Source organism: Oricola indica (assembly GCF_965227485.1).
GTDB classification, from domain to species: domain Bacteria; phylum Pseudomonadota; class Alphaproteobacteria; order Rhizobiales; family Rhizobiaceae; genus Oricola; species Oricola indica.
Window position 1 is genome coordinate 3,424,002 of record NZ_OZ245747.1, and the last position, 18,976, is coordinate 3,442,977.

An 18,976-nucleotide genomic window follows, 5' to 3' on the forward strand; every position below is an offset into this window, starting at 1 on the left:
GAGATTGCAGGTGCAGGCTAAGGGAACCGCGCTCGTGACGGGCGGAGCGAAACGTATCGGACGCACTATCGTCGAGGATCTCGCGGCGAACGGCTATGCGGTCGCAATCCACGCGAACAGTTCCTTCGCTGAAGCGGAGGCGCTTGCGAATTCGCTGCGCGCCGCCGGGGCTGACGCCTATGCGGTGCAGGCCGATTTGTGCAAGGCGGAGGGGATGACCGCCCTCATCGCGCAGGCGACGGATCTCGCCGGTCCGATCGACCTTCTCGTCAACAACGCCTCCGTCTTCGAACATGATGCGTTGGGCGAATTGAGCGAGGATGTGTGGGACCGGCATTTCGACATCCACGTCAAAGCCCCTGCTTTCCTCGCGCAGGCCTTCGCGGCCGCCCTTCCCTCCGGAACGAACGGGCTCATCGTCAACATGATCGACCAGCGCGTGTGGCGGCTAACACCAAATTTCTTCTCCTACACGCTTTCGAAATCCGCGCTTTGGACCGCGACGCGGACAATGGCGCAGGCCCTGGCCCCGCAAATCCGCGTCAACGGAATCGGGCTGGGACCGACATTGAAGAGCGCCCGGCAAAGCGAAGAGGATTTCGCCCGGCAGCAGGAGGCGGTGCCCCTTCAACATGGGGCGGGGCTGACGGAAATCGGCGCGACAATCCGCTATCTCGCGGAAAACGGTTCGATCACAGGACAGATGATCGCGCTCGATGGCGGCCAGCATCTGGCGTGGGAAACGCCGGACGTTGCGGGAATAGCCGAATAGCCCATCTGTCAGCATTCGAACGAGAGCTATTGATGATGCGGCCTCCGAGAGCTGATATGCACCGATGAACGCGAAACCGATTCCCGAAGACAAGATCGCCGAGGCGGAGTTCGATGGCGGCGACGATCCCGTCGTCGCGACGCTCGGCAAGTACCTTGCCTGGGACACGGCAGACAATCTTTCCGAAGAGCTGCATGGCGCGGAGCTGATCAAGGCCTATGTGAAACGCCTGCCCAACGCGCCGGGCGTCTATCGCATGTTCAATGCCGATGGCGACGTGCTCTATGTCGGCAAGGCGGCGAGCCTGAAAAAGCGCGTGACGAACTACGCGCAGGGCCGAGGCCACTCGAACCGCATCACAAAGATGATCACGCTGACGGCGGCGATGGAATTCGTCACGACGCGCACCGAGACCGAAGCGCTGCTGCTTGAAGCCAATTTGATCAAGCGACTGCGTCCGCGCTTCAACGTGCTGATGCGCGACGACAAGTCGTTTCCCTATATCCTGATCACCGGCGACCACGAAGCACCCGGCATCTTCAAGCATCGCGGCGCGCAGACGAAGAAGGGCGACTATTTCGGGCCCTTCGCATCGGCGTCCGCCGTGGGGCGCACGATCAATTCGCTGCAGCGCGCCTTCCTGCTCAGAACCTGCACCGACAGCGTTTACGAGAGCCGCACGCGCCCCTGCCTGCTCTACCAGATCAAGCGCTGTTCCGGCCCGTGTACCGGAGAAATCTCCGCGGAAGGCTATGGGAAACTGGTCAGGGAGGCCAAGGCGTTCCTCTCCGGGCGCAGCCAGGCCGTGCAGGCGGACATGTCGAAATCGATGCAAGCGGCGGCGGAGGAACTCGATTTCGAGCGTGCGGCCGTCTATCGCGACCGGATTTCCGCGCTCACAGCCGTCCAGAGCCATCAGGGGATCAACCCGCAAACGGTCGAGGAAGCCGACGTCTTCGCGATCCAGCAGCAGGGCGGCATGACCTGCATTCAGGTGTTCTTCTTCCGGACAGGCCAGAACTGGGGTAACCGCGCCTATTTCCCCAAGGCCGACACTGCGCTGGAGCCGCAGGATGTGCTCGGCGCCTTCATCTCGCAGTTCTACGACAACAAGCCGGTGCCGCGCCTGATCCTGACCTCCGAAACGTTGCCGGAAAGCGACCTGCTGGCCGAAGCGCTGTCCTTGAAGGCGCCGCGCAAGGTCACCGTGACGCGGCCGCAGCGCGGCGAACGGCGCGATCTCGTCGATCACGCGCTGGCGAATGCCAAGGAGGCGCTCGGCCGGCGGCTTGCCGAGACCTCCTCGCAGGCCAAGCTGATGGCGGGCATGGCCGAAGCGCTGCAGCTTTCGCGCGTGCCTCGCCGTGTCGAGGTCTACGACAACTCCCATATCATGGGCACGAACGCGGTCGGCGCGATGGTGGTCGCCGGTCCGGAGGGATTTGCGAAGAACCAGTACCGCAAGTTCAACATCAAGTCCGAAACGGCCACACCCGGCGATGATTTCGCGATGATGCGCGAGGTCATGGAGCGGCGCTTCTCGCGGCTGGTGAAGGAGGAAGGCGTTCCCGACCGCGAGGCGGCGAATGGAGACGACGAGGCCGATCCGGTTTCCGATGCCCTGCCCGCCTGGCCGGATCTGCTGCTGATCGATGGCGGGCTCGGCCAGATCAATGCCGTGATGACGATCCTGAAGGACCTCGGCGTCGACCAGGCGGTGGATGTCGTCGGTGTCGCAAAGGGCGTCGATCGCGATGCCGGGCGCGAACGGTTCTTCATTCCGGGCAAGGCCGATTTCACGCTGCCGCCCCGCGATCCGGTGCTCTATTTCATCCAGCGGTTACGAGACGAGGCGCACCGTTTCGCCATCGGTTCTCACCGCGCGCGGCGCAAGAAGGAGATGGTGAAGAACCCGCTCGACGAAGTCGGCGGCATCGGACCGGCACGCAAGCGCGCCCTGCTGCACCATTTCGGAACCGCCAAGGGCGTGGCGCGCGCGGCACTCGACGACCTCGAGAAAGTCGACGGGATTTCCGAGGCGATGGCACGCCAGATCTACGACCATTTCCGCCAATCGCAGTGAAACGGGATGAGATGCCGCACTTGACCAGCGCGGCTTCCGGTGCTTCTCACATTTTATGTCACGCAGCGCCTACAACCTGCCGAATATCCTGACCTACGCGCGTATCCTCGCGGTGCCGCTGATCGTGCTCTGTTTCTTTCTCGAGGGACGGCTGCAATCGAGCGATTTCGCGCGCTGGCTTGCTCTCGGTATTTTCATCGTCGCGAGTCTGACCGATTTCCTCGACGGCTACCTCGCGCGCAAGTGGCAACAGACCTCGAATATCGGGCGGATGCTCGACCCGATCGCCGACAAGCTTGTCGTCTCGGTGGTGCTTCTGCTTCTGGCGGCCGAGGGATCGCTGAAGAACTGGAGCCTGTGGGCGGCTGTCATCATTCTGTGCCGGGAAATCCTGGTCTCGGGTTTGCGCGAGTATCTCGCCTCGCTGGAAGTCAGCGTGCCGGTGACATGGCTCGCCAAATGGAAGACCGCGATCCAGCTTGTCGCGATAGGCTTCCTGCTGGCCGGCCCTTCCGGCGACAAGATCGTGCCCTATGTCACCGAGACGGGCCACGTGCTGCTGTGGATATCGGCAATCGTGACCCTCTATACCGGTTGGGATTATTTCCGCTCCGGCCTGAAACACGTGATCAATGACGAGGCGGACCGCTGATGACCAAGCTGGTCTATTTCGCCTGGGTGCGCGAACGCATCGGCCTTCCCGAGGAGGAAGTGGACTTGCCGGAAACGGTGAAGACCGGCGCGGACCTGCTTGCCTGGATGAAGACGCGTGGCGAGAACTACGAAGCCGCGCTGGCGATGGACAATGCCATTCGCATCGCCGTCGATCAGGAACATGTCGAGCATGGCGAGGCGCTTGGCGCGCCGCGCGAGATCGCGCTGTTTCCGCCGATGACCGGGGGCTGAAATGGCGGCGGAGCCCGTCATCCGTGTTCAGCGGGACAATTTCGACGCTGCCGCAGAAAGCGCGCGGCTGACGGAGGACCGCACCGATGTCGGCGCGGTCGTCACCTTCACGGGCCTCTGCCGCGACGAGAACGGCACATTGTCCGCGCTGGAACTGGAGCACTATCCGGGCATGGCCGAGGCCGAAATCGGCCGGATCGCCAGGCAAGCGACTGAACGCTGGCCGCTGACCGGCCTGACCGTCATTCATCGCTTCGGAAAAATCGCGCCCGGCGAGAATATCGTCCTGGTTGCGGCCGCCTCCTCCCACCGTCAGGCTTCCTTCGAAGCGGCCGATTTCCTGATGGATTTCCTGAAAACGCGAGCGCCTTTCTGGAAGAAGGAGCATCGAACCGACGGAAGCGACGGGGGCTGGGTCGAGGCGAAACAGGCAGATGACACCGCCGCCGAACGGTGGTGAGTCGCATCGCCGTTCATCGGCTCGTCGAATTCAACCGCGCAGACGGCGGAACAATCGTACCAGCGATGTCATAGCCGATGGCGAACTGCTATCGGGCCTCGAACCCCGCACAGTCCCGTTTACCGATCCGGCCGTCGCATCCGCATCCTTCGAAAGCAGGAGATGATGCAAACGCGCCGCCGAACCCAGCAGCCTGCCGCGTCGAGCGTATTCGAGCGCAAACCCCGCCTTGCCCGTCAGTGCGATATCTTCGCGGTCATAAACACCGTCGTTGAACGCAAATTTCGAGAATTCCTCCCTGTAATTGCTCGTGTGCCACATATGCATGTGGATAGCATCGTTCGGTTCTTTATTATCGGTGTGGGCATCCAAAACACCTCTTCGAATCTCCAGATCGGGGACTAGCTCGTTGAGAACAATTTCAGAGGAATAAAGGGAGAGGACGCCGATCCACCAATCCGGCCAACTCGTGTCTCGCCAGTCAGCTTCGCGCAGCAGGATCGGGATCGTTTTGAGGACTTCATTTGCCGATTTCACGACCAGGCTCGACTCTCCGTACCAAGTCGGTCCGATATTGGAGTGACGGCCGAAGTTCTTGTATCCCTGCCTCTGCGCGAACTCACTCAATCGTTGATGCGTGACATCCGTCTTGTATCCGCCGCCGCCGGTCAGGAATTTGGCCGGACGGGTATCGGCCAGCGCCGGCAGCAGCAGCGTATCCACATCGCAGGCCAGGATATAATCGTAAGCGGTATCTTCCTTTGACACCGACAGGAAATGATTGGCGTAGGGATATCCGTTGAAGCCGTGCTTCTTCAACATCGGATGCTTGAACGTCTGCTTGATCGACTCGGCGAAACGATAAGGGATACGCGGATCGATCAGGCTTTCCGCTCCGGACGGGATGGTGACCCGAAAATCGAAATCCGGATGCTGCAGATCGAGGAAAGACTGGTAAAGCGCGTGAAGCTGCCAGTTCAGCGAATGATTGGCCGGTTCGCAATAACATGCGACAAGAATCTTGCCATGTCCGGGCGTGATCGCGCCTCTCGCGAACCCGCTTTCTCCGGAACGCGCCCTCAGCGCCCCGAACTCCGCCAGCTTCTCCAGCGCGTTGATGACATCGATTGAAACCGCGGCACTGTCCTGCGGATAGAACGAGGCGATCTCCTGCGAGATTTCAATCGCGTCCCGGCTGCCGTCGCACATCCGCCAGATCACCGACGCAATCTCGTCCATCGCTATCGGTTGTTTTGAAAGTGCACTGACCAATCGATGGCCGCCATCAGCGGTTTGCTCAAAATACCCATCCGTCTGAACAAGTTTGGGTATTTCAGTCATACAGCCACCTCACCTTCGCGTTTTCGTTTGACCGGTAACATGGGCATTCTTCGCCAACACTCTGTTTTGCGCGGTGCCGTGGACAATGGCTGGCTCGATCAACGTCGTCCAAGTTACAAGATTCGACACCAGACATTATCCGGGATTCCCCCTATGTTTTCCGAGGAGAATGGGTTGGACATCATCAGCGCGGGCGGCGCGGCCGTCTTTGAACAAAGTGTGCGACGCCATGACGCAGTGGCTTCACTTCGCGCGCGCAGGTCTGGATCTTTCCAATGCCCGGCTCGTCTTAGGGTCTAGAACCGAAACTGCGTCCAGGCCTATCCCCAATTCCCCACGCAACAAGACTATCCAAAATCCCTCTCTCAAGTTACGCTACGTAATGTGGGATATAATATGAGAACACTATATGACACCAGGGCCCACGACGAACGCTAAAGGCGACAGCGACCTCGATTGCGAAATGGACTTGCTATGGCAGTTTCAGGCCTCGGTTGAACGCGCCTTGAAAGCGGGCTGGGCGGAAGACGAAGTCGCCAACGCGCTTCTAAGCCTCGCGCTGCAGTTCAAAGAGGGTCTGCTCGATGAAGCGATGATCGAGTCACCGCCTTCCAAGACGCTCCAATAGCGATGAGAATGGCGGAGATTTCGCAGGCATTTGAAACGCCCGGTTAACCTCTCGGCAACTAATCTCGGAACGGTGTCGCGTAACCCGAGGTGTTGGCCATGTTCGAACCCATTGTTTCCTTCATAACAGGCATGGTTCGCAGGAACGGGCTTGTGTTCGGCTTCGGCGGCGCCCTGTTCGCGACCTACAGCGCGGTCGACATATCCTTTACGTCCAGACCCGAGAACGCCTCGATTATCATAGGGCTTGGCCTGTTCGCGTTTCTCGCCACGATCTGGGGCATTCTGGGATACGCCATTGGGGCCGCGATACGCTGGATATCCGCACATCTGCACAATCGGCATCACGTGCATCACTGACCCGCTGCGCTTCTGGCGACAATTCAGACGAAAGCCAAAACCCGACGCGCCGGGTGTCCTAGACACAATCACGGTTATGCAGCCCGTTTCCGGGAGTTTTCGACTTGAGGAAAACTGGTGGAGCCGAGGTTCGCTAAACCCTTGTTTCATTCTGTTCCGTCCGTCTCGCGAAACTCCTTGTGGACAATGGCGCGGGCGATCCACGAGCTAACAGACAGGCAAGTCAAAGCCGCGAAGGAACGCGGCAGACTTAGCGATGGCGGGCTTTACCTTCGCGTCACGCCCTCCCCGGACAATGTGTCCCGCGCATGGCCTTTCATGTGGATGCCAAAGGGCGGCAAGCGGAAGGAAATCGGGATAGGCCGTATCCTGAAATTTCGCTTTCCGATGCACGCGAGATAGCGACCGGCTACCGCACCACGATTGCCAAGGGCGGCGCCCCGTCCGCAGAGCGGGGAAAGATACCGTCAAGACATTCGCGGATTGTGCAGCCGAGTTAATCGCCGCCAAGTCGCGGGAATGGACGAACGCCAAGCATCGCTACAATTGGGAACAAACACTAGGCGACAGCTATTGCAAGGCGATCCGCAGCCGCCCCGTTAATACCGCAGATCGCACACATCCGAAACGGTGACGTTATTCGTTACTTTACCCAACAGGGCGGGAAATATCTTGGCTTTGTGGCCCTTGAGAACGGTCAAAAAACCTCCCCGCCCGCATCCAGGTTTCAGCTTGGCGGTGACAAGGTTGTCCCGGTCAATGAAATTGTCATCGACAATAGCACGTCGCCGAAAACGGTTACGGATAGGTCCGTCGCGGTCATTGCCGACGACGTTACGGTGACGATTACAATCCGCGACAAGACGGCTGACGAACTCGATAGCGAGGCAACCGTCAGCGCGGCGTTAAAGGCCACCGGTGTATATGGCTTGCTGCACAAGCTTCAACTCGCGGGCACCTTCTATTGCGTCAATGAAATCCGCGCGCTGAATAGTCAAACACTGCTCACGGTCGATGCTTTTCTCTCAGCCCTTGCTAGCTTCGCGGCTCAGATGCCTGACGCCAAGTTCCGCAACAAGATCAAAGCGCTGGTCTAGCCACAGTAGGAAGGAACACGCATGGACCTCAATCTAGGCGATACGCGCCTGATTATCCGAGAGGTGCGCTTTGGCAGCTCGGCGGGGTTTCTTAACACCATTTTGCGACGTAAGACATATCCGAGTCTTACAATACTATGTGGCGAACCCTTTGTCCTATTATCCAGAGCATAACCTGATTTTTATCCATGTGCCTAAGACAGCGGGAACGGCGATTAATCGATTGCTAGAGCCGTTTCAGACTGCGGGCGAGAAGACCCAATGGCGGCGGTTTCTGAACAATCTGCCCGTTCGCCAGAACCCAGACCGCATATTCATTCCCGTGCATGCTTCGGCGGCTTGGCACAGAAGAGCGCTAGGCCCGGAAATCTACGACAACGCCGCAAGCTTCGCGGTGGTGCGCGATCCATACCGGCGATTGATTTCGGCTTATGAATTCGTTCGCCAGACGCCAGAACATAGACGGTATGAACGTACATTGAAACTGGACTTCACCGCCTACCTGAAAAGCCGCTACAGCCGGCTATCTCAGTTGCGCTTCATCGGCACACCGGATCGCAGCCGCGTGATGGTGAAGCATATATTCCGCTTCGAAACGTTGCACGACGATCTGAACCCATTCCTTTCCCGCCTAGGAATAGATGCGGCCCTCCCTATTGGCGGGAATCTGAAAACCTCCGAGAAGATGCCTCTCGACCACTATCTCACCGCAGAGAATATTGAGATTATCAATCGAGCCTGTGATGCAGATTTTCGTTTTTTAGGCTACCCAAAGCGAGAAGCGACTGGCTCGATAGCAGGAATGCGACACACTTGAAAACAATCAGGGAAATCAAGAATGGCGAATTGCGGCGGCGCAAGACAGGGGCAGGACGAAAGCCCGGAAGCGTTGCAATCAGATAGGCAGAAACACTTTCGGATGCGATGGACGGCGGCACGCTTCCAGTCGAATATCTGCTTACTTTGATGCGCGACGAAACAAGCGACGAAAAAACCCGATCATGGGCGGCAGAGAAAACCGCACCGTTCTGTCATCCGCGCCCGGCACCAACGCCCCGCACGGTTGAGATAGACATTCCTGATATTTCGACGATTGATGGCATCAAGGCGGCAATCGCCAAGGTGGCGCAAGAGGCCGCACTTGGAAACCTGGCCCCTGCCGAAGCGCAATCTTTCGTATCGATTATCGACGCACAGAAAGACGCCATCACGACCGGCGAGATTCTGGAACGGCTGGAGCGACTAGAACGGCAACAGGAAGGGAAATAGCATGGCGAACACCGCACAGATTCAACGCCGATTGTCGGCGCTCGAAAACTGACAGCCGAAAGAAGACAATCCCGTTACCCGTATCGATCGGCAGATCATAAACCCGGACGGAACGCACGGCGAAACCCTTGTACGAGAGATCGGCAAAGGCGGCTACAGGGTGCAAGCGGCATGACTTCAATGGCGAATATCGAGCGGCGGCTAAAGGCAGTCGAGGAACGCGCCGGGAGCGATGACACATTTACGGCGACGTCAATCGTTCTAGTCGGCATCTGCCCGGCAGTGGACGGCGGCGAGCCGACAGAGGGACGGCGCAGCGTCTTGTGGTCTGCGGATCTTCGCACGCCCGCCGAATTTGCAGGCTAGGCGGCAAATCGACGCCGCCTAGAACCAGCCCCGGCGACTATTGCAGACTTTCAGGCGTGAAGGTTAGAGGCGCACCATTCCAGAACAGCCGATCTCCGTCGAAAGTCAGAGTGGACGCTTCCCCCTCGCATTCCGCAGCCGTAGCCCTTTCACTTCATGCGCTCGAATGTGCAGATATTTGGCGACGGGCGTAACTTGCGCAATCCTGGCCGAATCCGGACAGCGATCACGGAAACATGAATAGGGGCAAATCTGCCGGGTTTCCTACCCCTAAGTAGGCAAGCTAAAAGCGTAAATCAGATTACCTAGATTTTTCAAAATCTTGGGAGGTTAGCTTGGTGGAGCCGAGGGGAATCGAACCCCTGACCTCGTCATTGCGAACGACGCGCTCTCCCATCTGAGCTACGGCCCCAACAGCGCAAATCACTGATGCACGCGGACGCATTTGTCCATAGGGTCGGCAAAATTTTCTGTCAGGCCAAGGCGAAAGCGCCGGTCGTCACGGCTATGAAATGGCAGGAGGACGCGGCAAGCACGAAGGCGTGCCAGATGGCGTTCTGGTATTTCAGCCCTTCCCAGACATGGAAGATGACGCCGATCGAATAAAGCACCCCTCCCGCCAATATCAGTATGGAGACCGCAATGGGCAGCGTGGCGAAGATTGGCCAGGCAAGCGTCAGGCTGGCCCACCCCAGCACGAGGAAAATACCGACGGAAACGCCTTCGAGCCGGTGACCGAAGGCGACCTTTCCGACCGCTCCCAACAGGGCGGCAATCCAGACGAATGCCAGAACGCCATAGGAAAACGCGGTCCCGATCATCAAAACCAGCGGTGTGTAGGTGCCCGCGATCTTCAGAAAGATCGCCGCCTGGTCGAGTTTGCGCAGAACCGCCCTCGAGCCGGCATGGCTGATCATGTGATAGGCTGCGGACACGCTGAAAAGCGTCACGACCGTCAGGCCATAAATGGCGAGCGCGGTCGAATAGGACATTTCGAGCGTCGGCACGGCGATGACGAGAAGAATAGCGACCGCGATCACGCTCGCCGTTATGCCGACGACATGAATGACGCCATCGGCAATGCGCTCGGCACGCGTGTAATCGGGGTAGGTCATGGTCCCTCCGCGGCTGGTTCGAGCAAACCCTATATCAGGAATTGCAGCAACACAGTGTCAAAGCAGTATGAAGGCGTTTTGTCGCATCGCACAATGGGGTATCGGCTTTCGGGACGACTATACCGGAGCCATTGCCATGACAGACCCCGCCAACCTTCCCCTCGAAGCGTTTCCCTCGCAGACCGTCCAGACGCTGCGCTACGCCGACATGGACAGCGCCGGCCATGTCAACAACGCGGTCTATGCCACCCTGTCGGAAGCCGGCCGCACGCCGGTACTTTACGACCCGGCACGTGGCATGCCGCCGGAAGGCTGTCACTTTTCGATCGTGAAGCTCACCATCAATTACATGGCCGAGATGACATGGCCGGGCGACGTGACGATCGGGACGGGCATCACGCGGATCGGCGGATCGTCCGTGAGCATCCGACAGGCGATCTTCAAGGACGGGCGATGCTGCGCCACGGCCGAAAACGTCGTCGTGCTGACAGATTCCACGGCGCGGAAATCCTCCCCGCTGCCGAAGCATGCCCGGGAGTGGTTCGAGACACTGCTGATCTCCGAACAGGCATGAAAAAACCGGGCTCAAGGGCCCGGTCTCTTCAAAACGAATGCAGGTAGGCTCAGCCGACGACGTCGCAGCCTGCGAACCAGAAGGCGATTTCCTCGGCGGCGGTTTCCGGAGCGTCGGAACCGTGCACGGAGTTCTCGCCGATCGAATTGGCGAAGCGCTTACGGATCGTGCCCTCTGCCGCATCGGCCGGGTTGGTCGCGCCCATGACTTCGCGGTTCTTCGCGATGGCGTTCTCGCCTTCAAGCACCTGAACGACCGTCGGGCCCGACGACATGAATTCCGTCAGTTCGCCGAAGAAGGGGCGCTCCTTGTGAACGGCGTAGAACGCCTCGGCCTGACGCTGGCTCATCCAGACGCGGCGGGATGCGACGACGCGCAGGCCGGCCTCCTCCAGCATCTGGGTGATCGCGCCGGTCAGGTTGCGCGCGGTGGCGTCCGGCTTGATCATGGAAAAGGTGCGCTCGATGGCCATGTAAACAGTCCTCTTGGTCGTGATTGGGGGAGAATTGGAATTCGCGCGGTCTATAGCGGTCCGCGCCTGCCTTGCCAAGGGGCCCGCCACACCACGCGTCAGGCGGATCGGGGCGTCTCGGCGAGAGGGTTTTCGGCGCGGCTTCTCACATAGGGCGCTTCGTTCGCGACCGCCCTTCCCCCCTGAGCGAAGGATAAGCGATCCGTTCGTTGTTTACCGTTCGTTTTCCATGTCTCGCGGATGCGCGGAACGACTTTCAATCCCCCGCATTTTCCCGGCTCTGGCGAAACGATTGCCCGCAACGAAGCAAGGAAAGGAGGTAAAGCATGCGAAATGCAGACGATTTTCTCGAAATGCTGGCGCGCGCTTGCTACTTTACTGTTTCCAGGCAGGCCCACACCGTCGATCCGGAAGTGATTAGAACTTTCGACCGCAACCGCGATTGCGACTCGACGAACCCGTTTTCCGCCGTGACCGAGTTTTCCGACAGTGAAGACCGCATTTCGGGCGAATGAATCGCCTTACGACGGGAAATGACTTCCCAAACAGGCCGCTGAAAAGCGGCCTGTTTCTTTTTCATCTCCCTCGATCCGCTATCCGATAGTCGTATCGGAAAGATGCCGCTTCAAATTGAAACACATTTGTGAGCGACTACACCGCGATCTTTACCGTTTCTTTTCCAAATTCCCTGTCCAAGAAATACTTTCCGAACCATTCGTTTTGCTGCCCATTTCCAGTTCATGTCCGGCATGAAGCTGAAGGACATTTTGGATCAAGGAGAATTTCCATGCATACCCTGAACCGGAATATTTATGCTCTTCTGATCGGAGCCAGCGTGTTTGCCTTCGCCTCCCCCTCCCATGCCCAGGTCGATGTCTCTGTCGGCGACGGAGGCGGCGTCAGCGCCAATGTCGGCGGGTCTGGAGGTGTCGATGCCGATGTGAGCGCCGATGTCGGCGGCGGCAGCGGGATCGACGCCGATGCGACAGCTTCGATCGGTGGCGATGACGGCGTCAATGCGGACGCCAATGCGACACTAGGAGGTGACGAAGGCGTTGCCGCGAACGTGAATGCGAATATCGACGGCGGAGACGGCGTGAATGCCGATGTCGGCGTCAATGCCGGCGGTGACGGAGCCGATGCCGACATCTCGATCGGTCTCGGCGACCTGCTGGGTGGCGGCAATGGCGACGGTTCGGGGAGCGGCTCCGACGACATCGAAACGATTGTCGCATCGATGTCGGGCGACGACATCGCCCGGTACAAGAAGCCGTGCGAGAGCGTCGTCAACGCCAACAAGTATCCGGCCGAGCTGCGGGAACTCTGCCGTATGATCCTGCTCAAGTAAACGGATCGATCAAGTTCGGGCGGCCGGCATGGCCGCCCGTTTTCACGCGCGCCACAGGTCGGCTATCAACGAAAATCGCATAGCTGGACCGAAAAGCGGATGCACCGCCTTTCATCTTGCCCCGCCTCGTTTCCTCTGGCATCCGATGGATGCGGCAGACTTGCCCCGAAGCACGCATCGCCGCACGACCACGACGGAAAAGGGGAACGCGCGATGGACGGATTACGGCATTATAGGATGTTCGCGGCCTATAATCGCTGGGCGAATGCCCGCCTCTACGACGCCGCGGAACTGTTGTCGGAAGACGAATGGTCCCGCGACGTGCATGCGTTTTTCGGTTCGATGCAGGGGACGCTCAATCACATCCTGGTCGCCGACCGGATCTGGATGAACCGCTTTACCGGAACGGGCGAAACGCACAGGGTGTTGAGCGATGTTCCGCATCCCGACTTCGCCGAACTCAGGTTTGAGCGCGGAAAGATGGACGACCGCATCGTCGATTGGGTGGAGACTCTGACCGAGGAAGCGCTGGCTGGGCTATTCTCATACACTCCGGTCACCAACCCGAAGGAAGTGACACAGCCGCTGGCGTCGCCGCTTGCCCATTTCTTCAATCACCAGACCCATCACCGCGGCCATGCGCATATGATCCTGTCGGTACTCGGCCACGAACCACCGCCGCTCGACCTGATCTATTTCCTGCGTACGGAGGAAGGCGAGCCCTTTTTCTGAGGGCGAAGACAGAGCAGCCAGATTCGCGACGCCCGAACTTCCGCGGTTCTGGCGCTGCCAGCAACGTCATCATGCGCGCGGCGCTACGAATAACCCAATCAGACGGCCCGCCTCGCGAATGTGGTGAACCAACCCAACGAACAGGGGGCGAGAGTTTTCTGCCTTGGAGCCCCGGGCAGGATCGGGCGCTTCCGGATGTCGAAGACGGCCTGACCATCAGTACGGAACGCGCCGGGTTTTCCGTGCCAGCGAACGGCTTGCGCTTCGCACCCGTTTCAGCCACAAGCCCGCCATGCTTCAAATCTCCGATCTCACCTTCCGCATGATGGGCCGCCCGCTGTTCGAAGGCGCCACAGCCGTTGTTCCCGAGGGAATGAAGGTCGGTCTCGTCGGCCGCAACGGCACCGGCAAGACAACCCTGTTCAAGATGATGACGGGCGAGCTTTCTCCCGAAAGCGGCTCGATCGAATTGCCGAAAGGCCTGCGCATCGGTCAGGTGGCGCAGGAAGCGCCGGGAACGGAACAGACGCTGCTCGAGGTGGTTCTGGCCGCCGATCGCGAACGAACCGCGCTTCTGGCCGAGGCGGAGACCGCGACGGATCCGGATCGCATCGCCGCGATCCATGTGCGCCTGAGCGATATCGACGCGCACTCGGCGGAGGCGCGCGCCGGTGCGATCCTGCACGGCCTGGGCTTCGACGCCGAAGCGCAATCCATGCCCTGCTCGTCATTTTCCGGCGGCTGGCGGATGCGCGTCGCGCTTGCCGCGGTTCTGTTTTCGCAACCCGACCTGCTGATGCTCGACGAGCCGACCAACTATCTCGACCTCGAGGGCACTTTGTGGCTGGAAAACTACGTCCAGCGCTATCCGCACACGGTCATCATCATCAGCCACGACCGCGATCTGCTGAACTCGACTACCAATGCGATCCTGCACCTGGAGCATCGCAAGCTCACATTCTATCGCGGCAATTACGATCAGTTCGCCCGCGCCCGGGCCGAGCGACTGATGCAGCAGACCAAGATGGCGGAAAAGCAGGCCGCCAAGCGCAAGCACATGGAAGCGTTCGTCGAACGTTTTCGCGCCAAGGCCTCGAAGGCGCGCCAGGCACAGAGCCGCCTGAAGGCGCTGGAAAAAATGGCGCAGGTCGATATCGCCATCGACAGCGACGTACAGCCGATCCGCCTCCCCTCGCCCGAACGCCAGCCGGCGTCGCCCATCATCGCCATGGAAGGCGTGAGCGCGGGCTATGTCGAGGGCAATCCGATATTGCAGCAGCTGAATTTGCGCATCGATGCGGACGACCGCATCGCGCTTCTCGGCGCCAATGGCAACGGCAAGTCGACCTTCGCCAAGCTCGTGGCCAAGCGCCTCCCCGAGATGGGCGGCAAGGTGACCCGCGCCGACAAGCTGCGCATCGCGATGTTCGCGCAGCACCAGCTGGACGACCTCGTTCCCGAACATACGCCCTATGACCATGTGCGGGCGCTGATGGCCGACCAGCCCGAAGCCAAGGTCAGGGCCCGTGTCGCGCAGATGGGACTTGGCGGCGACCGCATGAACACCAAGGAAAGAGACCTTTCCGGCGGTGAGCGCGCACGGCTTCTGATCGGCCTCGTGACCTTCGACGCGCCGCACCTGCTGATCCTCGACGAACCGACCAACCATCTGGACATCGACAGCCGGTCGGCGCTGGCGGAAGCGCTCAACGACTACAAGGGCGCGGTTATCCTGATCAGCCACGACCGGCACCTGATCGAGGCCTGCGTCGAGCGCCTGTGGCTGGTCCATGACGGGGCTGTCGAACCCTATGACGACGATCTCGAAGCCTATCGCAAGCTTATCCTGAAGGGCCCGGTCAAATCCGGCGGGACCGAAAACGGCGACGACCCGGCCACGCCATCGCTGTCCGGCAAGGAACGGCGCAAGCAGGCTGCGGCGCGGCGCAAGGAATACGCGCCGCTCAAGAAGAAGATCGCCGACTTCGAGAGCCGGATCGAGAAGGCGCAGAAAGAGATCCTCGCCATCGAGGCCGAGATGACAAAACCGGACGTCGCCAATGACGGCGACAAGGTGATCGAGCTCTCGAAGAAGCGATCCTATCTGGAAAGCAGGATCGCCGAATGGGAGGAGAACTGGATCGCCTGTACAGCCGAGTACGAGGAAGCGATGGCGGACGCCTGATCAGTCCGCCATGCTTCGCGCCAGCCGCGCGGCAAGGTCATTCAGATAGGGCCCGAGCCAGGGACCGTAGAAATTCAAGATGCGCGTTTCGTATTTCGCAGCGCCGAAAAAGTCGTCGTCACTGATCACGTATCCCAGATAGTCGCCATTGAAACTTGTCGGGATGACGGTCAGGCCCGTATCGCTCAAGCCGTCTGCAAGCCGGCCGGCGAGTTGTCCGGAGTAATCGCCGGGAAAGCCGATCAGCATCGCAGGGCCGATACGCAAGGCATGCAGATGCGAGTGGTCGGGGGCGACCCAGCGCGTCGATAGCGGACTGAGCCGCAACGAAGTGGTTACGGGAACGCGGACGGGCGGCAGTTCGACCGGCAGATAAGCGTTGGCGAGCGTCGCCGTCCGGTCATACCCGGCTTCCTGGATCGGAGCGGTCAGCATATCGGCAAGGCGCTCGCCGACCTTGACCGCCATCTCTTCACGCGTCTCTGCGGCAGGGCGAAGCGCGGACGCGTCTCCCACGGAGCCGGCCGCAAACATGACATTGGTCGCGCCGGTCTCCGCCCTTACCCGGTCAACGAGAGCGCCCGGGTAATCGGCATTGATCGCATGACTTTGGTGTCCGGCAACCGTGGCATGCGCCCCGAAACTCGCAAGCGCCACAATGGGCGGTCCATCCGGACGATCGAGCGGACGAAACAGGAGCGCGGACAGCTGATCGAAAGTGGCGCGCGTCCTGTCGATTCGGTTCCACTGGGTTCCAGTCGCTTCGACAGCGACGAGCGCGGTCTCCACCGGAACCAATTCCGCGCGCGATCGCGACACGGCGTCGGCGAGTTGCTGCGAAAGGCGTTTCGCATAGTCGGCGTCATAATTGCCGATGACGAGTTTCTCGAGCGGATGATCGGCCCACTGGCCTGGTCCGCCATGCGTGTGGGTGGCCGTAAAGAAGATCTCGCCGGGTTCAAGGCCGACGTCGGCCAAGACCGCGCCTGCCAGGTCGTCATTCACAAGAAGCAGGTCGACCGCAAGGACGGTGACCTCAACGTCGCCGACAGCGAGGGTCAGAGCCCGGGCATAACAGCGCGAAAAGACCGAATCCGAAGCGAACGGTCTCCTGCCGGTAAAGCCAGCAAGTTGGTGTCCGACGGGAGGCGTAATCTCGACTTCGGCAAACCCCGCGCGAAGTCGGCCTGTCGCGGAAGCTGGCGCATCGAGCCGGCGAACGGTGTCCGAGAAATAACCGGCCTGTGCATAGGGTGTGTTGTCCGCCGGCCATGGACCGACAAAGATCAAAGAGACCAGCAGAATGGAGAGCGGAAGCAGAAATCTGCGGCGCCGGTACCAAGGCTTCTTCAAGTTACGGCCCCTCTACTCCGGGTGCGAGGGTCTCTTGTATCGGGGCGTTCGGGCGAAAAACAACATCGCGCGGCCGCCATACGCGGGAGGTCACTCCTGATCGCCGTCCCTGCCCCATTTCATGGCGGGCTTGCTCTTTTCAGGTTCCGGTTCCGCCTGTCGATAACCGATGGAGGATGTTTTCGATGCTGACGCAGCCGGCTGTGAACGCCTGCGCTGGCGACGCCCCCCAAGCAGAAGCATTACCCCGCCGATGACGATCATCGTGAAACCGATAGGACGGAGATCGAATAGAAAACCGCCCATATTGCCCTGAAGGATCAAGTCGGCCGACAGCACCGGAAGATTGTCGAAATCGCCGGGCTTGAGCGTGAAGGTGTAATCCCCCGGCAGGATATCATCGATCGTCACGACCTCGGCCAGCAGGTTTCCGTTGTCCAGGTGCAATGCAGATTTCGACGAAAACAGGATGGGAGTGGAATGGAAGAGACCGCGCCGGTCCTCGATATCGAGGATCATTCTCGATTCCCGATAAGCATCATAGGCATCGGCAGGGATCACCACCTCCACCGACACGGCAATGGGACCGTCATCGTCCGAGATATAGACGGAGGCCGGACTGGATCCATCAGCGGACGAAAAGATCGCGTAGCGTCCGATCTCGAAACCGGCCGGGCGGATGTCGAAAAACTGTCCGCCGAACGCGGCCACCAAACCGGCGAGCAGGATGATCAGCCCGAGAAACCGCATGAACACCTCCGCCTAGACGCGCTTGCGCCACTCGCTGAACGCATTCGGGATCTTGCGTCCGTGCCGCGACAGGTGGAACAGGTCCTCGTGAACCAATTCGAAGCCCAAGCCTTCAAACAGGCGCAATTGCGGCTCTTCCAGCGGCCAAGGCGGCCCATCGATATGCGCACCCTCGGGCCTGTAGCGGGCATAGACCAGCAGCGTTCCGCCCGGCCGGACGAGCCCGGCGACCGCCGCGGCAGTCCGATCCAGCATGGACGGGTGCAAAGACTGCAGCGTGTAGCACTCATTGACCAGATCGAACGCACCCTTCCACTCCGGAGGCAGTTCGAACAGGTCCGCTGTGCGATACTCCACGGGCGAGTCCGGGAAGCGCTTCCGCGCCCAGCGAATGGCCTGTTCGGACAGATCGAACCCGGTCGTCACATAGCCAGCCTCGGCTAACGCCTCGGCGTTATCGCCCAGCCCGCACGCGACATCGACGGCGGTCGCGACGCCGTCGCCCTTGTGGCGCAGAAGCCATTCGTGAAGCTTCGCCTTGGCAGCCAGGTCGGCCCACGGCACCATGCCGGGATCGCCCTCCGCGCGACGATAGACTTCCTTGAAGAATTCATGGCGTTCGGACTGGGTGTGTGCGCTGTCGCGATCGAGTGAATCGACTTTTTCCCTATTCGCCGCCTGGCGTTCCCGGAGGTCCCGGTTTTCGTCCCCGTTCATGCCTTCTTCTCCCAGCCTCCGCCGGCGTTCTGCTGGTAGTAGGACAGATTGTGGCCGGCCGCTTTCAGCTCTTTCCAGTTTCCGCGCGCCGCGTCGAGCGCCTGCTCGTCGAGGCCGTCGAACATCAGGACAACCCGCTCATAGGCTGTCACATCGTGCGGCGGCGATGCGCCATCGACGAGGAAACGGATATGCGACCCGTTCACATTGTCCGGCGAGACGGTGAGAAAGACCGGATGGTCGGCCGGCCTCTCGTCGCCGTCGCGACCATGCGGCAGGAACGTTTCGGGGCGATAGGACCACAAATGCAAATCCAGCGCATCGCGTTTTTCAGCCGCCGATGTCTGGATCGAGGCTCTCCACCCCCTGCCGACCGACTTCTCGACGAGCGTTGGCAACGCCTCTTCGAGGGGCGACTCGGTCAGGTGGTAGAAGAAGATCTCGGCCAT

At 60.2% G+C, this 18,976-nt stretch carries 23 protein-coding genes and 1 tRNA gene; 16 read left to right on the forward strand and 8 right to left on the reverse strand.

From position 1 onward, the window contains the following. Window positions 1-10: 10 nt before the first annotated feature. From ACQK2M_RS17190 to ACQK2M_RS17210, 5 genes are all read left to right on the forward strand, one after another. Window positions 11-772 (forward strand): SDR family oxidoreductase, encoded by a 762-nt coding sequence (locus tag ACQK2M_RS17190; RefSeq protein WP_425418793.1) that lies wholly within the window; start codon window positions 11-13, stop codon window positions 770-772. Between the two features lie 64 nt (window positions 773-836). After that, window positions 837-2,855, forward strand: coding sequence for an excinuclease ABC subunit UvrC (uvrC, locus tag ACQK2M_RS17195; protein ID WP_425418794.1), 2,019 nt, complete (start codon window positions 837-839; stop codon window positions 2,853-2,855). Window positions 2,856-2,910: 55 nt separating this feature from the next. Further along, on the forward strand, window positions 2,911-3,507 hold the full coding sequence (pgsA, locus tag ACQK2M_RS17200) for a CDP-diacylglycerol--glycerol-3-phosphate 3-phosphatidyltransferase (RefSeq protein ID WP_223476885.1): 597 nt from the start codon (window positions 2,911-2,913) through the stop codon (window positions 3,505-3,507). Then, the gene (gene moaD, locus ACQK2M_RS17205) at window positions 3,504-3,761 is read left to right on the forward strand and encodes a molybdopterin converting factor subunit 1 (protein ID WP_425420072.1); all 258 of its coding nucleotides are present in this window, start codon (window positions 3,504-3,506) and stop codon (window positions 3,759-3,761) included. Before pgsA ends, moaD begins: the two co-directional genes overlap by 4 nt. Before the next feature lies 1 nt (window position 3,762). Then, window positions 3,763-4,221 carry a molybdenum cofactor biosynthesis protein MoaE gene (locus ACQK2M_RS17210; protein ID WP_425418795.1) on the forward strand — a complete coding sequence of 153 codons (459 nt, stop codon included), beginning with the start codon at window positions 3,763-3,765 and terminating at the stop codon, window positions 4,219-4,221. Window positions 4,222-4,251: 30 nt separating this feature from the next. Here ACQK2M_RS17210 and ACQK2M_RS17215 read toward each other — a convergent pair whose 3' ends face one another. After that, a complete protein-coding gene (locus ACQK2M_RS17215; RefSeq protein WP_425418796.1) occupies window positions 4,252-5,562 on the reverse strand; it encodes a PqqD family protein in 1,311 nt (436 codons plus the stop codon). Window positions 5,563-5,971: 409 nt separating this feature from the next. Here ACQK2M_RS17215 and ACQK2M_RS17220 point away from each other — a divergent pair, with 409 nt between their 5' ends. The 6 genes from ACQK2M_RS17220 to ACQK2M_RS17245 all read left to right on the forward strand — a co-directional run bounded on the left by ACQK2M_RS17220 (window position 5,972) and on the right by ACQK2M_RS17245 (window position 8,915). Then, the gene (locus ACQK2M_RS17220; RefSeq protein ID WP_425418797.1) at window positions 5,972-6,190 is read left to right on the forward strand and encodes a hypothetical protein; all 219 of its coding nucleotides are present in this window, start codon (window positions 5,972-5,974) and stop codon (window positions 6,188-6,190) included. Window positions 6,191-6,288: 98 nt separating this feature from the next. Further along, a complete protein-coding gene (locus ACQK2M_RS17225; protein ID WP_425418798.1) occupies window positions 6,289-6,549 on the forward strand; it encodes a hypothetical protein in 261 nt (86 codons plus the stop codon). Window positions 6,550-6,735: 186 nt separating this feature from the next. Beyond that, a complete protein-coding gene (locus ACQK2M_RS17230; RefSeq protein ID WP_425418799.1) occupies window positions 6,736-6,951 on the forward strand; it encodes an Arm DNA-binding domain-containing protein in 216 nt (71 codons plus the stop codon). 278 nt (window positions 6,952-7,229) lie between these two features. Then, on the forward strand, window positions 7,230-7,646 hold the full coding sequence (locus ACQK2M_RS17235) for a hypothetical protein (RefSeq protein WP_425418800.1): 417 nt from the start codon (window positions 7,230-7,232) through the stop codon (window positions 7,644-7,646). 151 nt (window positions 7,647-7,797) lie between these two features. Further along, on the forward strand, window positions 7,798-8,463 hold the full coding sequence (locus ACQK2M_RS17240) for a sulfotransferase family 2 domain-containing protein (protein WP_425418801.1): 666 nt from the start codon (window positions 7,798-7,800) through the stop codon (window positions 8,461-8,463). Between the two features lie 107 nt (window positions 8,464-8,570). After that, complete coding sequence (locus ACQK2M_RS17245; protein WP_425418802.1) at window positions 8,571-8,915, forward strand: hypothetical protein; 345 nt, start codon at window positions 8,571-8,573, stop codon at window positions 8,913-8,915. A 702-nt stretch (window positions 8,916-9,617) separates the two neighbouring features. On the opposite strand, the gene ACQK2M_RS17250 is transcribed toward ACQK2M_RS17245, so the two are convergent. Together ACQK2M_RS17250 and trhA are read right to left on the reverse strand one after the other, a co-directional pair. Beyond that, window positions 9,618-9,693 (reverse strand) — tRNA-Ala (locus ACQK2M_RS17250). Window positions 9,694-9,754: 61 nt separating this feature from the next. Beyond that, a complete protein-coding gene (trhA, locus tag ACQK2M_RS17255) occupies window positions 9,755-10,396 on the reverse strand; it encodes a PAQR family membrane homeostasis protein TrhA (RefSeq protein WP_425418803.1) in 642 nt (213 codons plus the stop codon). A 136-nt stretch (window positions 10,397-10,532) separates the two neighbouring features. On the opposite strand from trhA, the gene ACQK2M_RS17260 reads away from it, so the two are divergent. After that, on the forward strand, window positions 10,533-10,970 hold the full coding sequence (locus ACQK2M_RS17260) for an acyl-CoA thioesterase (protein ID WP_425418804.1): 438 nt from the start codon (window positions 10,533-10,535) through the stop codon (window positions 10,968-10,970). A gap of 49 nt (window positions 10,971-11,019) precedes the next feature. Here ACQK2M_RS17260 and ndk read toward each other — a convergent pair whose 3' ends face one another. Further along, window positions 11,020-11,442 (reverse strand): nucleoside-diphosphate kinase, encoded by a 423-nt coding sequence (ndk, locus tag ACQK2M_RS17265; protein ID WP_223476891.1) that lies wholly within the window; start codon window positions 11,440-11,442, stop codon window positions 11,020-11,022. Window positions 11,443-11,768: 326 nt separating this feature from the next. Here ndk and ACQK2M_RS17270 point away from each other — a divergent pair, with 326 nt between their 5' ends. The 4 genes from ACQK2M_RS17270 (at window position 11,769) to ACQK2M_RS17285 (ending at window position 15,707) form a co-directional block, all read left to right on the forward strand. Continuing rightward, on the forward strand, window positions 11,769-11,957 hold the full coding sequence (locus ACQK2M_RS17270) for a hypothetical protein (protein WP_425418805.1): 189 nt from the start codon (window positions 11,769-11,771) through the stop codon (window positions 11,955-11,957). 272 nt (window positions 11,958-12,229) lie between these two features. Continuing rightward, complete coding sequence (locus ACQK2M_RS17275) at window positions 12,230-12,790, forward strand: polysaccharide biosynthesis GNAT family N-acetyltransferase UppQ (RefSeq protein ID WP_425418806.1); 561 nt, start codon at window positions 12,230-12,232, stop codon at window positions 12,788-12,790. Between the two features lie 237 nt (window positions 12,791-13,027). After that, complete coding sequence (locus ACQK2M_RS17280; RefSeq protein ID WP_425418807.1) at window positions 13,028-13,522, forward strand: DinB family protein; 495 nt, start codon at window positions 13,028-13,030, stop codon at window positions 13,520-13,522. A gap of 292 nt (window positions 13,523-13,814) precedes the next feature. After that, window positions 13,815-15,707 (forward strand): ABC-F family ATP-binding cassette domain-containing protein, encoded by a 1,893-nt coding sequence (locus tag ACQK2M_RS17285; protein WP_425418808.1) that lies wholly within the window; start codon window positions 13,815-13,817, stop codon window positions 15,705-15,707. Here ACQK2M_RS17285 and ACQK2M_RS17290 read toward each other — a convergent pair whose 3' ends face one another. From ACQK2M_RS17290 to ACQK2M_RS17305, 4 genes are all read right to left on the reverse strand, one after another. After that, entirely contained in the window at window positions 15,708-17,060 is a 1,353-nt protein-coding gene (locus ACQK2M_RS17290) for a hypothetical protein (protein WP_425418809.1), read from the reverse strand. 90 nt (window positions 17,061-17,150) lie between these two features. Then, the gene (locus ACQK2M_RS17295) at window positions 17,151-17,810 is read right to left on the reverse strand and encodes a hypothetical protein (RefSeq protein WP_425418810.1); all 660 of its coding nucleotides are present in this window, start codon (window positions 17,808-17,810) and stop codon (window positions 17,151-17,153) included. Window positions 17,811-17,822: 12 nt separating this feature from the next. Further along, window positions 17,823-18,527 (reverse strand): class I SAM-dependent methyltransferase, encoded by a 705-nt coding sequence (locus ACQK2M_RS17300; RefSeq protein ID WP_425418811.1) that lies wholly within the window; start codon window positions 18,525-18,527, stop codon window positions 17,823-17,825. Then, entirely contained in the window at window positions 18,524-18,976 is a 453-nt protein-coding gene (locus tag ACQK2M_RS17305; protein WP_425418812.1) for a DNA polymerase III subunit chi, read from the reverse strand. The genes ACQK2M_RS17300 and ACQK2M_RS17305 overlap by 4 nt, the downstream gene beginning before the upstream one ends.

Excerpts from the sequence above, each read along its gene's own strand:
- uvrC (WP_425418794.1), top strand. The coding sequence starts at position 837 with ATGAACGCGAAACCGATTCCCGAAGACAAGATCGCCGAGGCGGAGTTC.
- pgsA (WP_223476885.1), top strand. The coding sequence starts at position 2,911 with ATGTCACGCAGCGCCTACAACCTGCCGAATATCCTGACCTACGCGCGT.
- ACQK2M_RS17210 (WP_425418795.1), top strand. The coding sequence starts at position 3,763 with ATGGCGGCGGAGCCCGTCATCCGTGTTCAGCGGGACAATTTCGACGCT.
- ACQK2M_RS17215 (WP_425418796.1), bottom strand. The coding sequence starts at position 5,562 with ATGACTGAAATACCCAAACTTGTTCAGACGGATGGGTATTTTGAGCAA.
- ACQK2M_RS17220 (WP_425418797.1), top strand. The coding sequence starts at position 5,972 with ATGACACCAGGGCCCACGACGAACGCTAAAGGCGACAGCGACCTCGAT.
- ACQK2M_RS17225 (WP_425418798.1), top strand. The coding sequence starts at position 6,289 with ATGTTCGAACCCATTGTTTCCTTCATAACAGGCATGGTTCGCAGGAAC.
- ACQK2M_RS17230 (WP_425418799.1), top strand. The coding sequence starts at position 6,736 with ATGGCGCGGGCGATCCACGAGCTAACAGACAGGCAAGTCAAAGCCGCG.
- ACQK2M_RS17245 (WP_425418802.1), top strand. The coding sequence starts at position 8,571 with ATGGACGGCGGCACGCTTCCAGTCGAATATCTGCTTACTTTGATGCGC.
- trhA (WP_425418803.1), bottom strand. The coding sequence starts at position 10,396 with ATGACCTACCCCGATTACACGCGTGCCGAGCGCATTGCCGATGGCGTC.
- ACQK2M_RS17260 (WP_425418804.1), top strand. The coding sequence starts at position 10,533 with ATGACAGACCCCGCCAACCTTCCCCTCGAAGCGTTTCCCTCGCAGACC.
- ndk (WP_223476891.1), bottom strand. The coding sequence starts at position 11,442 with ATGGCCATCGAGCGCACCTTTTCCATGATCAAGCCGGACGCCACCGCG.
- ACQK2M_RS17270 (WP_425418805.1), top strand. The coding sequence starts at position 11,769 with ATGCGAAATGCAGACGATTTTCTCGAAATGCTGGCGCGCGCTTGCTAC.
- ACQK2M_RS17275 (WP_425418806.1), top strand. The coding sequence starts at position 12,230 with ATGCATACCCTGAACCGGAATATTTATGCTCTTCTGATCGGAGCCAGC.
- ACQK2M_RS17280 (WP_425418807.1), top strand. The coding sequence starts at position 13,028 with ATGTTCGCGGCCTATAATCGCTGGGCGAATGCCCGCCTCTACGACGCC.
- ACQK2M_RS17285 (WP_425418808.1), top strand. The coding sequence starts at position 13,815 with ATGCTTCAAATCTCCGATCTCACCTTCCGCATGATGGGCCGCCCGCTG.
- ACQK2M_RS17295 (WP_425418810.1), bottom strand. The coding sequence starts at position 17,810 with ATGCGGTTTCTCGGGCTGATCATCCTGCTCGCCGGTTTGGTGGCCGCG.
- ACQK2M_RS17300 (WP_425418811.1), bottom strand. The coding sequence starts at position 18,527 with ATGAACGGGGACGAAAACCGGGACCTCCGGGAACGCCAGGCGGCGAAT.
- ACQK2M_RS17305 (WP_425418812.1), bottom strand. The coding sequence starts at position 18,976 with ATGGCCGAGATCTTCTTCTACCACCTGACCGAGTCGCCCCTCGAAGAG.